Source organism: Pseudomonas sp. P4_D7, assembly GCF_056401755.1.
The window spans coordinates 1-14,302 of record NZ_JBFUIR010000022.1; the positions used below are offsets into that span (position 1 = coordinate 1).

15 protein-coding genes and 1 tRNA gene are annotated in these 14,302 nt (G+C 59.2%); 9 read left to right on the forward strand and 7 right to left on the reverse strand.

What is annotated here, in order from left to right; all coding sequences use genetic code 11:
* Nucleotide 1 precedes the first annotated feature (1 nt).
* Nucleotides 2-76, reverse strand: a tRNA-Gln gene (locus AC1DVF_RS15660).
* A 319-nt stretch (nucleotides 77-395) separates the two neighbouring features.
* On the opposite strand from AC1DVF_RS15660, the gene AC1DVF_RS15665 reads away from it, so the two are divergent.
* Nucleotides 396-1,424, forward strand: coding sequence for an alpha/beta fold hydrolase (locus AC1DVF_RS15665; protein ID WP_477782735.1), 1,029 nt, complete (start codon nucleotides 396-398; stop codon nucleotides 1,422-1,424).
* Between the two features lie 204 nt (nucleotides 1,425-1,628).
* Here AC1DVF_RS15665 and AC1DVF_RS15670 read toward each other — a convergent pair whose 3' ends face one another.
* From AC1DVF_RS15670 to AC1DVF_RS15690, 5 genes are all read right to left on the reverse strand, one after another.
* Nucleotides 1,629-1,985 carry a DUF6124 family protein gene (locus tag AC1DVF_RS15670; protein ID WP_099759009.1) on the reverse strand — a complete coding sequence of 119 codons (357 nt, stop codon included), beginning with the start codon at nucleotides 1,983-1,985 and terminating at the stop codon, nucleotides 1,629-1,631.
* Nucleotides 1,986-2,103: 118 nt separating this feature from the next.
* Nucleotides 2,104-2,469 (reverse strand): DUF6124 family protein, encoded by a 366-nt coding sequence (locus tag AC1DVF_RS15675; protein WP_093433121.1) that lies wholly within the window; start codon nucleotides 2,467-2,469, stop codon nucleotides 2,104-2,106.
* A gap of 597 nt (nucleotides 2,470-3,066) precedes the next feature.
* Entirely contained in the window at nucleotides 3,067-4,092 is a 1,026-nt protein-coding gene (locus tag AC1DVF_RS15680; protein ID WP_460090756.1) for a GlxA family transcriptional regulator, read from the reverse strand.
* A 109-nt stretch (nucleotides 4,093-4,201) separates the two neighbouring features.
* A complete protein-coding gene (locus AC1DVF_RS15685) occupies nucleotides 4,202-5,362 on the reverse strand; it encodes a radical SAM/SPASM domain-containing protein (RefSeq protein WP_099759001.1) in 1,161 nt (386 codons plus the stop codon).
* Nucleotides 5,363-5,486: 124 nt separating this feature from the next.
* On the reverse strand, nucleotides 5,487-6,380 hold the full coding sequence (locus AC1DVF_RS15690) for a LysR family transcriptional regulator (RefSeq protein WP_477782736.1): 894 nt from the start codon (nucleotides 6,378-6,380) through the stop codon (nucleotides 5,487-5,489).
* Between the two features lie 115 nt (nucleotides 6,381-6,495).
* Between AC1DVF_RS15690 and AC1DVF_RS15695 the strand changes: the two genes are divergently transcribed.
* The 8 genes from AC1DVF_RS15695 to AC1DVF_RS15730 all read left to right on the forward strand — a co-directional run bounded on the left by AC1DVF_RS15695 (nucleotide 6,496) and on the right by AC1DVF_RS15730 (nucleotide 13,266).
* Entirely contained in the window at nucleotides 6,496-6,888 is a 393-nt protein-coding gene (locus tag AC1DVF_RS15695; protein WP_099758999.1) for a RidA family protein, read from the forward strand.
* Between the two features lie 89 nt (nucleotides 6,889-6,977).
* Nucleotides 6,978-7,697, forward strand: a complete 720-nt coding sequence (locus AC1DVF_RS15700; protein WP_477782737.1) for an SDR family NAD(P)-dependent oxidoreductase — start codon at nucleotides 6,978-6,980, stop codon at nucleotides 7,695-7,697.
* Between the two features lie 129 nt (nucleotides 7,698-7,826).
* Nucleotides 7,827-8,690, forward strand: coding sequence for a putative selenate ABC transporter substrate-binding protein (locus AC1DVF_RS15705; RefSeq protein ID WP_099758997.1), 864 nt, complete (start codon nucleotides 7,827-7,829; stop codon nucleotides 8,688-8,690).
* Complete coding sequence (locus tag AC1DVF_RS15710) at nucleotides 8,687-9,484, forward strand: phosphonate ABC transporter ATP-binding protein (RefSeq protein WP_320336899.1); 798 nt, start codon at nucleotides 8,687-8,689, stop codon at nucleotides 9,482-9,484. The genes AC1DVF_RS15705 and AC1DVF_RS15710 overlap by 4 nt, the downstream gene beginning before the upstream one ends.
* Entirely contained in the window at nucleotides 9,478-10,302 is an 825-nt protein-coding gene (locus AC1DVF_RS15715; RefSeq protein WP_093433144.1) for a PhnE/PtxC family ABC transporter permease, read from the forward strand. The genes AC1DVF_RS15710 and AC1DVF_RS15715 overlap by 7 nt, the downstream gene beginning before the upstream one ends.
* Nucleotides 10,299-11,066 (forward strand): phosphonate ABC transporter, permease protein PhnE, encoded by a 768-nt coding sequence (gene phnE, locus AC1DVF_RS15720; protein WP_460128486.1) that lies wholly within the window; start codon nucleotides 10,299-10,301, stop codon nucleotides 11,064-11,066. Before AC1DVF_RS15715 ends, phnE begins: the two co-directional genes overlap by 4 nt.
* A gap of 188 nt (nucleotides 11,067-11,254) precedes the next feature.
* On the forward strand, nucleotides 11,255-12,934 hold the full coding sequence (locus AC1DVF_RS15725; protein WP_093433152.1) for an MFS transporter: 1,680 nt from the start codon (nucleotides 11,255-11,257) through the stop codon (nucleotides 12,932-12,934).
* Nucleotides 12,935-13,050: 116 nt separating this feature from the next.
* Nucleotides 13,051-13,266, forward strand: a complete 216-nt coding sequence (locus tag AC1DVF_RS15730) for a hypothetical protein (RefSeq protein WP_460090751.1) — start codon at nucleotides 13,051-13,053, stop codon at nucleotides 13,264-13,266.
* Between the two features lie 186 nt (nucleotides 13,267-13,452).
* Here the strand turns inward: AC1DVF_RS15730 and AC1DVF_RS15735 are convergent, their stop codons facing one another.
* Nucleotides 13,453-14,223 carry a DUF72 domain-containing protein gene (locus AC1DVF_RS15735; RefSeq protein ID WP_477782762.1) on the reverse strand — a complete coding sequence of 257 codons (771 nt, stop codon included), beginning with the start codon at nucleotides 14,221-14,223 and terminating at the stop codon, nucleotides 13,453-13,455.
* Nucleotides 14,224-14,302: the final 79 nt, after the last annotated feature.

The following is a 14,302-nucleotide window of genomic DNA, read 5'->3' on the forward strand; positions in this document are numbered from 1 at the left end:
ATGGCAGGGGCGGCTGGATTCGAACCAACGCATGGCAGGATCAAAACCTGCTGCCTTACCGCTTGGCGACGCCCCTACTGCTCTTTCCAGCTACTCCGTTAGTTTCGCTGTGAGAACGGGGCGCAATTTACCAAGGTTTTTTTGCTTTGGGAAGCGCGAAGTGAAATATTTTTTGTTTTAAAACAGCGACTTAATATTTTGGCCTGAATCAGGTCCAGGGGGAGTCGGTTTCGCCGCCGTGTATCACACTGTGTACGCCCCCCACCGCGACACATCGACTTTCAACAAAGCCGTTCTTCGACACAGGCCAGATACGTCTCCGCGCTCAAATGCACTCAAGGTTTCAGGTGTTCATTCAGAACCCTTGGCCAAAGGCTCGCAAAGGAGACGTCACCATGAAGATGGCACTGCACACCCGCAAAACCGCATTTGGCTTGTCGATTCTGGCTGTATCGCTGTTCGGCGCTTTTGGCAGCGCTCAGGCGCAAACCACTGAACCGGCCGCCGTCAGCTATTCCGCGCCCTCGCCCTTCGGCCCGCTCAAGCATGTGAAGGCCGGCGTGCTTGACGTCGCCTATGCCGAAACCGGCCCAGCAGACGGCCCGGTGGTGATCCTGTTGCACGGTTGGCCCTACGACATTCACAGCTACGATGAAGTCGCGCCGCTGCTCGCGGCCAAGGGTTATCGGGTGTTGATGCCGTATGCGCGCGGTTATGGCGATACGCAGTTCCTCTCCAAAGACACCCTGCGCAACGGTCAACCAGCGGCGCTGGCCAGTGATGTCATCGACTTCATGGATGCGCTGAAGATCAAACAAGCGGTGCTCGGTGGTTATGACTGGGGCGCGCGTTCGGCGGACATCGTTTCGGCGCTGTGGCCGGAACGCGTGAAGGCATTGGTTTCGGTCAGCGGTTATCTGATCGGCAATCAGGCCGCCGGGCAAAACCCGCTGCCGCCCAAGGCTGAATTGCAGTGGTGGTATCAGTTCTACTTCGCTACCGACCGTGGTCGTGCCGGTTACGAGAAAAACACTCACGACTTTGCCAAGCTGATCTGGCAACTGGCCTCGCCGCAGTGGAAATTTGACGACGCCACGTTCGATCGCAGTGCCAAAGCGCTGGAGAACCCCGATCACGTCGACATCACCGTGTTCAACTACCGCTGGCGTTTAGGCCTGGTTCAGGGTGAAGCGAAATACGCCGCGCTGGAACAGAAGCTCGCTACCGCGCCGTCGATCAACGTGCCGACCATTACCCTCGAAGGCGATGCCAACGGCGCGCCGCACCCGGCGCCGGAGGATTACGCCAAGCGTTTTACCGGCAAGTATCAGTTCCGCTTGATCAATGGCGGGATCGGGCACAACTTGCCGCAGGAGGATCCGCAGGCGTTTGCCAAGGCTGTGATTGATGCTGACCACCTGTAGAAACAAAAAAGCAGTCAGCCGCTCAGGCTGACTGCTTGATTATTTGAGGGTGGAGGGATGGTCACGTTTTGCAGATGCTTTGCCTGAACGGACGCCATCGCGAGCAGGCTCACTCCTACAGGGGGAACGCATTTCAAATGTAGGAGTGAGCCTGCTCGCGATCACGCCCGACCAGACACCCTCAACCCCGACTAACGTGCGCGATCACTCGGTTGGCACAACCAGATCCAGCGCCTTGTTCACCGCCAACTCCCCCAACATGACCACTTGCGCAATACCCAGCAGGGTATGACGATTTGCGCCCTCCAGCATTCCGGCAAAATTACCGAGCATGACCGACGCGGACGCCAGGGAGCCGCAAGCATTGGTCAGCAGCGACTCCGTGTCTGCTTGCGGGTTGGCCATGAACAGAGCATTGGGCGTATAGGGTGTGGCCATGATCGCGGCAGGCAACAGGTAATGGTCGAGTGCACGCTCTGCCGCTTCGTGGAGCTTTCTTGAATTGGGCGAGGCGTACGGCGATATCAGGTCAGTGACCGGTGGTTCGGGTGGCTGGGACATCAGCTGAAACTCCAGACAAGAACCGTTGGCGGCTCTTTGATAGAAGGCGTGAAGCGCCGCGATTACAGACGCTTCTGTGCAATGAGGGAGCGAGCCCCCTCACCCATCTGCTCCGCGACTAGTGCGGCAAGCGCTGGTTGTCCAGAACTCGGCCGACCACCAGCTCGCTGAGCATGATCACCTGTTGCAGGATCAGCATCTTTTTGCGCTGTGAGGGTTCTATCGAATCGGCGAGTTCACGGGCCATGTCAGTGGCGGAGGACAAGGTTTCAGTGGCTTCGACGAGCAGGGTTTCGTTATCCACTGTGGGGTCGATGAGGTAGATCTTGCCGGTCTTGCGGGTGGGTACTGAGGTCTTCAGCGCTGAGGGGTTGAGATAGAAGTTGATCGCGCGGTCGGTGGCCTCTTTGATGTTTTGAGGTTCGAGTGCGGCGTCGTAGGGGATTGGATCGGTTTCTGGCGGGTTTGGCGTAATTTTGAACATAGATGACACTCGCTTAGCAAAAAATAAGGAGCCATCACTCACGCTACCAAACGAGGTGGTGACCATTGCGCAGGTTGGTAGACCGGTCTAAGCGAGTAAACCCCGGCGCTCCCGAAGGAGCCCCACGCATGGCCACCATAAAAAACCGAGCCCCGAAAAGAGACTGCATATAGCGGCGCATAACGCTTAGAAAACGGGCTACCAAACCCGATCACTGTTTTGCAGTGACAGGGAAACGATACAGCCCGCCTCAAGGCGCGTAAGCCGGCGGATTCTGGCGTACGCGTAGGCAACGGCGCAAGGTGTTGTAGCCGTTATGGCGTAACAGTGCGTGTAAGTTAAACGTGCGTGGGTGATAGCGTTTAAAAGCCCCTCACCCTAGCCCTCTCCCAGAGGGAGAGGGGACTGACCGGGGTGTTTGGGAGAGCTACGCCGACGTGGGATACCGAGGTGAATTTTGGTGACGAAGCGGTTGGTGCCGCCTGCAAGTTCCCTCACCCTAGCCCTCTCCCAAAGGGAGAGGGAACTGACCGGCTGTTTGGGGGAGGTACGCCGACGTGGGATACCGAGGTGAACTCAGGTGGGTGACGGCTTGGGTTATTTGACCAGGCGTTTTTCTTTGGAAGGTCTGTAGCCGAAATATGAGCTGTAGCATTTGCTGAAATGGCTTGGCGAGACGAAGCCGCACGCGACCAGCACTTCCACTTGTGAAAGCTCAGTGTGCTGCAACAACCGTCGCGCTTCGGTGATGCGCAGTTCCAGGTAATAGCGCTGCGGCGTGGTGCCCAGTTGCTCCTTGAACAAGCGCTCCAACTGCCGACGAGAACGCCCGGCATACACCGCCAGTTGCTCCAGCTCCAGCGGCTCTTCCAGATTGGCATCCATCAGCTTCACCACTTCACGCAACGGCGCACTGACGCAGATGTTCTCGTCTGGTTTGATGCGCCGGTAACGCGATTCCTCGAAGGCGAGGATGTCTTCGATCCCTTCGACCAGGGCTTTGCCGTGCAGACTCTTGATCCAGTCCAATGCCATGTGGAAAGCGCCGGACGGACTCGATGCCGTGAGCCGGTCGCGGTCGATCACGTAAGGCTCACTGCTGACATGGGTGGTTTTGGCGATTTCAGTCAGCGCCGGGCGATGTTCCGGGTGGATCGCGCAGCGATAGCCGTCGAGCAATCCGGCGCGGCCGAGGAACCACGAACCGTTCCACAACCCGGCGAGGCTGATGCCCCGCTCCGCTGCAACCTGAAGCAAATGAATAAACTCCTCACTCGCCCGCAACTCAGTGCGATACCCGCCACACACCACCAGCAGATCCAGTTGCGCCAGCGCGGCTGAATCCAGACGTGCGTCAGGGCGGATGACCAGCCCCAGATCACTGATGACTTCGCCGTCGCCCAAACCAAACGTGCGCGAGGAAAACAGCCCCGGACGCAGCAGGTTGGTGGTGACAACGGTGTCCAGTGCTTGGGTAAACGCCGGTAGCGAAAAGTGTTCGAGCAGCAGAAAACCGGTCCGGGTCATGCGCGTTTCATCCGCGCTTTGCTCATTCAGATAGCGGAGGTTTTTCCCCTTCATGCCTCCGCTGAATTGGCGTCGTTCGATCAAGTTGTGGTCCATCGGTCATGTTGTTGTGCGCCGATAGTTGGCTTGATCCGCCAAAGAGTCAATCACGCCGGTGAATGGCGAACAGTTTCAGTGGGGGGTTGTCCGCCAATCCATCTCTGACTCAAACAGCCGAGAAAACCCCGGCGCCTAAACGCCCCTCAAGACGCCCACACAGCACGTAGTGCTGATAACCGCTGGAGAACGATCCCTGGGAAATCGCGATCCTGACATCGTCATTCAATCGAAGGTACTGGGCTTCATCAAAGTTTTCTGCGCTGACTTCGCCCGCACGCCCGAGACGCTCGCTGTCCACCGTGAGACCCTGGCTGGCGAAGTGCTCGAAATCGATGATGCGATTCACCGCGTGCCGCTCCAGCACACCCTGATTGGGATGCATCGAGTAGATATGCAGGCCCTTACTGGCGCAGCGGTCGCACATGTCGACACAGTTTTTCTGCGTCGATTTACGCCGCGTCAGCTCTTCAAGCGGCATGTCGAGGTACTTGCCAACCTGATACTCGGTCTGATTGAAGATCGTGCAGCAAAGCACCGTGTTGCCATTGCAGTCGATGACCAGCCAGTCATCCTTGAGCGTGCACGCCATCTTGGGAAATTGCTGGATGACGTTGACGAGATCGTCGTACGGCGGCAATGCGAGGCGTTTCAGGGTGTCAATGTCCGTAGCCGTGACAGACGGGTCACGCTCGACAATGGCCAGTGTCTTCTCCAGCGGCATCATCACCGAATACCCGGTGGTGAAGATGAAGCCAAGACGCTCACTGAACGCGCGCATCAGTGATTCTTCTTCGATGTTATCCAGGTAGCGGTGATAGTAAACATCCACACGGGTTCTCAGACCCAGGCGCTGTTTGATCTCCTGCAGGGCGATCATGTTTTGTTTTACAACTTCGATATCGCCGCCGACATGGCCCTTTTCGTAGGTCTCCTGGTAAAAACCCGAGAGCGAAATACGGAAGTAACTCGGCTCGGCCATCAGGGCCTTTTCCATATTCTTGGCGAGATTAAGGTTGGTGCTGATACCGCTGCCCATGCCGGCAGCATTAATGATCTCGATAAATTCGCCAATTTTTGGATGAATCAGCGGCTCGGTCCAGTTATAGAGGTAGATGGTGTCGACGCCCTCTGTCTTGGCCTTATCGACAATCTGCTTGAACATGTCGAGCTGCATGGCTTTTTTGAAATTGAGATTTTCCGAGTTGCCCATTGGGCAAGACGGGCAGCTCAGATTGCACGCACCGACGATATCGATGTACATATTCATGCGGGTGAAGCTCCTAGAATTGAAAGCCATGCATCTCATCACTACGGGCTTTCAAGTCGCCTGATTGTGTTGGTATTTTGACGGCACTGGCACAGCAGCTAGCAATAACTGCACCACAATGCTTCTACGCCATTAACTCAACGACCCAATCGATGAACACGCGCAATTTCAGGCTGACATGCCGGTTCGGCGGATAAGCAATGTAGAGCGGCATCGGCACAAGTTTCCAGTCTTCGAACAGCGGCACCAGCTCGCCACGCGCTTGATGGGCGGCAGACATGTATTTGGGTAACCACAGCACGCCCATGCCCGCCAGACCTGCCGCGAGATAAGCGTTGCCGTCATCGACTGCCAATACGTGCCGTCCCTTGATTTGCAGGTTTTCAGTGGCGTTGTGCAAGGCATATGGCACCGGTTTGCCGGTGCGTGCCCAGAGAAAACCGACCACGCGATGGTGGCTGTCTTCCAGGTCTCTCGGGTGCGCGGGGATGCCCGCGCGCGCCAGGTATTGCGGTGCGGCAAACACCCCCAACTGCAGATCGGCGACCTTGCGTGCCATCAGCGACAGGTCCATGAGYTCGCCGCCGCGCACCACGCAATCGACGTTCTCATCAATGATGTCGACGATACGGTCACTGACGCCCATGTCGATCTGGATATCCGGATAGCGCGCGTGAAACTCAGGCAGGGCCGGCACCAGAATCAACCGTGCGAGCGGACTCGGGACGTCCACTCGCAGCCGGCCCGAAGGTGATGCCGCCGCGCCTGGCAGGCTGGTTTCGGCATCATCGAGGTCGGCGAGCAAGCGGATCACGCGTTGGTAATACGCCGCGCCATCGGCGGTGACGTTGACCTTGCGCGTGGTGCGATTGAGCAACTTGACCCGCAGGCGCGCCTCCAGTTGCTGAACCAGTTGGGTCACGGTGGTCTTGCTCATGTGCAAGGTTTCCGCCGCTTTGGTGAAACTCCCCGCCTCGACCACTCGGGCGAAGGCCTGCATTGCGTCAAAACGGTCCAAGGTGTGCCCTCGATTGTTTGGATTTCACAAACAGTGAACGCCAAGCTTGCGCGTTTATCGCTGGCCTGCAAATACCTACAGTGGCTCCATCAACTCAAATGAAGGAGACACTCCCATGACTCAGCGCGATGTTGTTTTTCCATCCGCACGCCGCACGCTTTACGAACGCCACCGTTACTCGCCCGCCATTCGCTCCAACGGTTTTCTGTTTGTTTCGGGACAGGTCGGCAGCACCGAGGACGGCACGCCAGAGCCGGACCTGAAAAATCAGGTGCGTCAGGCGTTCACTAACCTCAATGCAATCCTTGAAGAAGCCGGTGCCAGCTTCGATGACGTGGTCGATGTCACCGTATTCATCGTTGATCCCCAGTCGAAATTCGAGACGATCTGGAATGTGGTGCTGACCGAGTTCTGGGGCGAGGCGCCGCATCCGACGGTGACGGCGGTTGGTGTGACGTGGCTGTATGGGTTTGATTTCGAGATCAAGGTGATTGCCAGGTTGCCGTAAATATCCGGACACACCCATTCGTTTGCCATTTCAGAGGTCGTCTGTTTGCATGCTGCCCCACATCAGCATTCAGATCAGGGAGAGGATCGATGAACATTTTGGTGGTGGGTGCCAGTAAAGGCTTGGGCCGAGCTTTTATCGAAGGTTTGGGTCACGCGGGAGACACGCTGATTGGTGTGTCCCGCACGCGTCCCGAAGGTTTGGTGTGCGAGGCAGAGCATCCAGTACGCTGGGTGGAAGCCGATCTGATGAACCCGGCCAAAGCCGCGCACGCCATCGAGCATGCGGTCGTCGACGATGGGCTGGATACGCTGATCTACAACCTCGGTATCTGGGAAGAGTCGGCTTTCGATCCAGCCTATGACTTTCTCGACAGTCCGGACGACGAATTGCAAGCCATCGTCAGTTGCAACATCAGCGCAACAATCCTGTTGATCAAACGCTTGCTTCCGCTTCTGCTGAAAAGCCCCCATCCCAGAATCATCCTCACCGGATCGACTTCAGGCCTGCCGCAAAGCGGGCGTCCGGAAGTCGCCTTCGGCGCCTCCAAATTCGCCCTGCGCGGGATTGCCGATGCGTTGCGCGAAGGCTACCGGCATCAGCGTCTGGCGGTGACTTGCCTGAATCTGGGGTATCTCAACACCGAGGATCGGCTGAGCACGCCGCGAGATCTGGCTGCGCAGCGTGGCGAGGGTCAGCTGATTCCAGTTCACGATGTCGTTCAGGTGGTGCGCATGATTCTGAGTCTGTCTTCGGCCAGCTACGTCAAGGAACTCACCCTGCCGGCAATCCTCGACGAACGCTTTTGACCGTTCCTGCCCTGATGGCGCTGGCCTTTACGCGTGCGAATACGTATAACCTCGCCGATTCGTCTACCCTCACGTTGCGCCCTGGTTCAGCACTTCACACTTTTTGACGCTCACGAAACGGAGAATTCCATGCTCAAACGAACACTGGCACTGACCGCCGGCCTGGCCCTGTCCTTTTCTACTTTGGTGGTGCAAGCCGCTGACGTTTTGCGCGTCAGCGCGATTCCCGATGAAGCCCCGACCGAGTTGCTGCGCAAGTTCGAACCACTGGGTGCTTATCTGGAGCAGCAACTGGGCATGAAGGTGCAGTTCGTGCCGGTGGCCGACTACCCGGCAGTGGTTGAAGCACTCGCGACCGATCGCCTCGACATGGCCTGGCTCGGCGGTTTCACGTTCGTGCAGGCACGTTTGAAAACCGACGCAACGACGCCAGTGATCCCGTTGGTACAACGCGAACAGGATGCGCAGTTCACCAGCAAATTCATCACCGCTGACCCCAATGTGCATAGCCTCGCCGACTTGAAGGGCAAGACCTTCGCTTTCGGTTCGGTGTCGTCGACTTCCGGCAGCCTGATGCCGCGTTACTTCATGCTGAAAAACGACAACATCAAGCCTGAGGGCTATTTCAGCCGTGTCGCCTACTCCGGCGCCCACGACGCCACCGTGGCCTGGGTGCAGGCTGGCAAGGTTGACGCCGGTGTGCTGAACGCCAGTGTCTGGCAGAAACTGGTTGACGCCGGCAAGGTCGACACCAACAAGGTCAAAGTCTTCGCCACCACCCCGACCTACTTCGATTACAACTGGACTGTGCGCGGCACCCTCGACCCGGCACTGGCCGCGAAGATCAAGAAAGCCTTCCTTGATCTGGACCCGGCCAACCCTGAGCAGAAGAAGATTCTAGATCTGCAGGCCGCCAGCCGCTTCATCGAGACCAAACCCGAGAACTACAAGGGCATCGAGGAAGCCGCCCGCGCCGCCGAACTACTGAAATGACCCTACGCCTCAAACAAGGCAACCTGCGCCACGCCAATGGAGTCGACGCCCTGCGCGGTGTCAACTTGCAGATTGGCGTCGGCGAACAGGTGGCCATCATTGGCCCGTCCGGGGCCGGAAAATCGAGTTTGCTCAACCTGCTGGCCACCGCACTGCGGCCCAGCAGTGGCGAGATTGAAGTGCTGGGCGAACGCGCCTGGCACTTGTCTGCCCGCCAGCGTCAGCGTCTGCGCGCGCGGATCGGCCTGGTGCATCAGGCGCCGCCACTGCCACCGCGTCAGCGTGTAGTGACGGCGGTGCTGGCCGGCAAGCTCGGCCAATGGAGTCTGGGTAAAAGTCTTTTGAACCTGTTGCATCCGCTGGATGTGGCCGGTGCGCGCGCGGCGTTGGCGCGACTGGACCTGGGCGACAAATTATTCGCGCATTGCCAGCAATTATCTGGCGGCCAGTTGCAACGCGTCGGTATCGCCCGCGTGTTGTATCAGGCGCCGGAAATCCTCTTGGCCGACGAACCGGTGTCAGCCATGGACCCGGTCATGGCCGGGCACACGCTGTCGATCCTCTCGCGACATGCCCGCGAACGTAACGTCACGCTGGTGGCGAGCTTGCATGCGGTGGATCTGGCGCTGTCGCACTTCCCGCGAATCATCGGTCTGCGCGACGGGCAGATTCTGTTCGACAGCGCCTCCGCTCAAGTCAGCCCCGAGATGCTCGACGCGCTGTACGCCAACGAAAAGCTGCAATCGCCGACAGCTGCGTTGGCGCCTTTGACTGTGCAGATTCCACGATGCTGAAAGCCGATTCACGCGATCCCGCTGCATGGCCACGTCTGCTGCTGACGTTGCTGGCGATTGCTTTGCTGTGGCCGGGCATTCAGCTCAGCGAGCTGAATCTGGGCGTATTGCTCCCCGACAGCCAGAATGAAATGGGCCGTTTTGTCGCGCAGTTCTGGCCACCGGCGCACGACGAAGCGTTTCTGCAGTTACTGCTCAAAGCCACCCTGCAAACTCTGGCCATCGCCACCGCCGGCATGGCTCTGGCGCTGGTGTTGGCGATACCGGCGGGCCTGGTCGCCAGTCGTGCGCTGTCGCTGTCTGCCGCGTCACGCGGTGGCGTGCCGAGCCGACTGGGGCGTCTGTTGCGCTGGCCGGTGCGCGGACTGTTGATTTTCCTGCGCAGCGTGCCGGAAATCGTCTGGGCGCTGCTGTTTGTGCGCGCCGTAGGGTTGGGGCCGGCGGCCGGTGTGCTGGCCATCGCCATCACCTACAGCGGCATGCTCGGCAAAGTCTATGCGGAGATTTTTGAATCGACCGATCAGCGTCCGGCGCACGCACTGTTGCAGGCTGGCAGCGGGCGTCTGGCGGCGTTTGCTTACGGCACGTTGCCCAACGTCGGGTCAGAACTGCTCTCGTACACGGTCTATCGCTGGGAATGCGCGATCCGCGCGTCAGTGGTGATGGGGTTTGTCGGTGCGGGAGGTCTGGGTCAGCAGATCGACCTGTCGATCCGCATGTTCGCCGGCGGTGAAGTCGCCAGTATTCTGCTGTGCTTCCTGGTGCTGGTATTGGCCGCCGACCAACTCAGCCGCTTGCTGCGCTGGAGGCTGACATGAACCGGCTGATCAACTTGCTGCTGATCGCCGGTATTGCGCTGGCGGTCATCGCGTCTTTCGCTTATCTGGGGCTTGATCTGGGTGAGGTGTGCAGCGCCACCAGCCTCAAGCAGATGGGCGCGTATGTGCAGCGTTTTCTCAGCCCGGACTTGAGCGCGGATTACCTGAAAGCCATCTTGCATGGTTCGATGGAAACTCTGGCGATGTCGGCCCTCGGCACCCTGCTCGCTGCTGTGTTCGGCATCGTTCTCGCCCTGCCCGCCGCCGGACGGTTCGGCTGGCCGTTGCAAAGCGCCTCGCGCCTGCTGCTCAATGCCTTGCGGGCGATACCGGAACTGGTCTGGGCGGCATTGATGGTGCTCGCCGCCGGCCTCGGCCCGAACGCCGGCACCCTCGCCCTCGCCCTGCACACCACTGGCGTGCTCGGTCGCTTGTTCGCCGAAGCCTTGGAAAACACGCCACCGCAACCGGCCGAAGCCATTCGCTTGCAGGGCGGCAACCCGATTCTGGCCTTCTGCTACGGCACCCTGCCGAACCTTGCGCCGCAACTGCTCGCCTACGTTCTGTACCGCTGGGAAAACAACATCCGCATGGCCAGCGTGCTGGGTTTTGTCGGCGCTGGCGGATTGGGGCAGATGCTCTATGTGAGCCTCAGCCTGTTTCAGGAAGCGCAAGCCAGCACGGTGATTCTGGCGATGCTGGTGCTGGTGTTTGTGGTCGACTGGTTGAGTGCGTGGAGCCGGCAACGCTGGGTCAAGGCCTAGTACGCAGGCTGGCGAGTGGATATCTGGCAGAAGCTGATTATGCTTCAGGAAAGCTTGCACATTTGCGCGATGGCGGCACTGTGCAAGCTTCACGCAACAGCGCTTCCGGCATATGCCACAAGGCCAGAGTGAGACGAGCAATAACGGGGGACTCCGGCCTACAACAATAAGCACGACGGAGAACACCCATGGCCACAACCTACACAACGTCCACCGGCAGTCCACCGCGCAGCGGCGGCATCACCAAGGAAGAGCGCAAGGTCATCTTCGCTTCGTCCCTTGGCACGGTTTTCGAGTGGTACGACTTTTATCTCTACGGTTCACTGGCGGCGATCATCGCCAAGCACTTCTTTGCCGGTGTCAACGAAACCACCGCGTTTATCTTCGCCCTGCTCGCCTTCGCCGCCGGGTTTGCCGTGCGGCCGTTCGGGGCGATTGTGTTTGGCCGGCTCGGCGACATGATCGGGCGCAAACACACGTTTCTCATCACCATCGTGATCATGGGCGTGTCGACCGCGATAGTCGGTCTGTTGCCCGGCTACGCGACCATCGGCGTCGCCGCACCGGTCATTCTGATCACCCTGCGCTTGCTGCAAGGCTTGGCGCTCGGCGGCGAGTATGGCGGCGCCGCGACCTACGTGGCCGAGCACGCGCCACGCAACAGACGCGGGTTCTTCACCTCGTGGATTCAAACCACCGCGACCCTCGGCCTGTTTCTGTCGCTGCTGGTGATCCTCGCCTGCCGCACGGCGCTGGGCACTGAAGCCTTCGAAGCCTGGGGCTGGCGGATTCCGTTTCTGTTGTCGATCCTGCTGCTGATCGTTTCGGTGTACATCCGCCTGCAACTGAGCGAGTCGCCGGTGTTCCAGAAAATGAAGGCCGAAGGCAAGGCGTCGAAAGCGCCGCTGACCGAATCCTTCGCGCGCTGGGACAACCTCAAAGTGGTGATCATGTCGCTGCTTGGCGGCACGGCCGGGCAAGCGGTGGTCTGGTACACCGGGCAGTTCTACGCGTTGTTCTTCCTGCTGCAAACGCTGAAGATCGACCCGCAAACCGCCAACCTGTTGATCGCCGGTTCGCTGCTGATCGGCACGCCGTTCTTCGTGATTTTCGGCAGCCTCTCCGACCGCATCGGGCGCAAGCCGATCATCATGGTCGGGTGCATGCTGGCGGCGCTGACGTACTTCCCGATCTTCCACGCGCTAACCCAGTACGGTAACCCTGATGTGTTTATCGCCCAGGAGAAGAACCCGGTCAAAGTGATCGCCAACCCGGATCAGTGCTCGTTCCAGTTCGACCCGGTGGGGAAGGCCAAATTCACCAGTTCCTGCGACCTGGCGAAGACCCTGCTGGCAAAACGGGCGATCCCGTATGAGAACGTGATTGCCGAGCCGGGCACCGTCGCACAAGTGCGCATCGGCGATAAAGTCGTCGAGAGTTTCGAAGGCAGCGCCCTGCCGGCCGCCGACTTCAAGACCCGCAACGATGCGTTCACCGCGACTCTCGGCACCGCGCTCAAGGAAGCCGGTTATCCGGAGAAAGCCGACCCGGCGAAAACCAACTACCCAATGGTGTTGCTCCTGCTGACCGTGCTGGTGATCTACGTGACCATGGTTTACGGCCCTATTGCCGCGTGGCTGGTCGAGCTGTTCCCGACCCGCATCCGCTATACCTCGATGTCGCTGCCGTATCACATCGGTAACGGCTGGTTTGGTGGCTTCCTGCCGACGGTGGCGTTTGCCATGGTCGCCGCGACCGGGGATATCTATTACGGCTTGTGGTATCCGATCGTGATTGCGGTGATGACAGCGATACTGGGCACGTTCTTCCTGCCGGAAACCAAGGATCGCGACATTCTCAAGGATTGAACACCGTGCGCGCCCTCTCCATCGCGGGAGGGCGCCATTCGGCATGACCTGGCAAAAATATCGAACGCCTGCCGCACTGCCTGCCTCCAATGTTTACACCACTGGAGGTCAGCAAAATGAACAGCGACGATAAAACCCCGCACGCCCCGCCCACCGATACGTCCGGCAAACCGGTAAACGTTGTCGAGCGCGATCTTGAAGACCGGGACGATGACAGCGCAGCCGTGGATGAAGTCATCACGCCCTCGTCCACAAGAGTGAAGGAGCAGGACGCCGAGACGCTGCAGCGCAAGATCGATGAGATAGAGCGCAAAGTGGCCGATGGTAATTAGTGGTATTGAAGGAGATCGCGGCAGTCTGTTCGATCTACCCCCTCACCCCAGCCCTCTCCCCCAGGGGGGCGAGGGGGAAAGGGAGCCGATCTGTGTGTTCTTCAAGTCTTGCGTTCAACTCGGTATTTCAAGTCGGCGTTACTTGCACAAACACCTCGGTCAGTCCCCTCTCCCTCTGGGAGAGGGCTAGGGTGAGGGTTTCTTCGCCGGGTTGAGTTTCACGGCCGCACATATCTGCTCCCAATCGGCCGTCAGCGTCGCCAGCGCCAAGGCATTGCCCAGCGCCGCGCCGCTGGCGGTATTGTCGAAAATGCACCAGGTCGTGGCACCTGCAGCGGTCGCTGACAGCAAGGCGTGTGCGAGGTGTTGCAGATAAGGTGAATCGTAGGCGCTGTGGTAAATGCGCGGTGAGCCGTGCAGGCGCCAATACTGGGTGCCCGCCCAGCCGGCTGGCGAAATATCACGGCGGATGCGCGAAGGATCGACTGCTGCTTGGGCGATCTGATGAGTCATTAATATCGGCTCGGCGCTGACCCACGATTCATGCCTTGGCTCAAGCACCACCGCGCCGGAGAACCGCTCGCGCAATGTCGTGAAAAAGGTTTCGGCGCTGGCGGCGTCAAACGCCAGCGAAGGTGGTAACTGCACCAGCAAGCAGCCCAAGCGTTCGCCCAGACCGCCGCATTCAGCCAGAAACCTGTCCAGCGCCGCCTCGCAACCTGCCAGGCGTAACTCATGGGTGATGTGTTTGGGCGTTTTCACCGAAAACCGGAAGGCCTCCGGTACACCATCGGCCCAACGCTCATAGGTTTGCCGGCGATGCGGACGGTAGAACGAGCTGTTGATTTCCACGCCGTTGAGTCGCGTGGCGTAGCGCTGCAAATGCGTGCCCTCCAAGGGAAATACCGGCCAGTGTTCGCGCCCCAGACTCCAGCCGGCACAACCGATGAAAATCAAAAGCACACCTCCGGGTTTCTCCTGCCTGATCGTTCCTACGCTCTGCGTGGGAATGCCTCAAGGGACGCTCCGCGTCCAG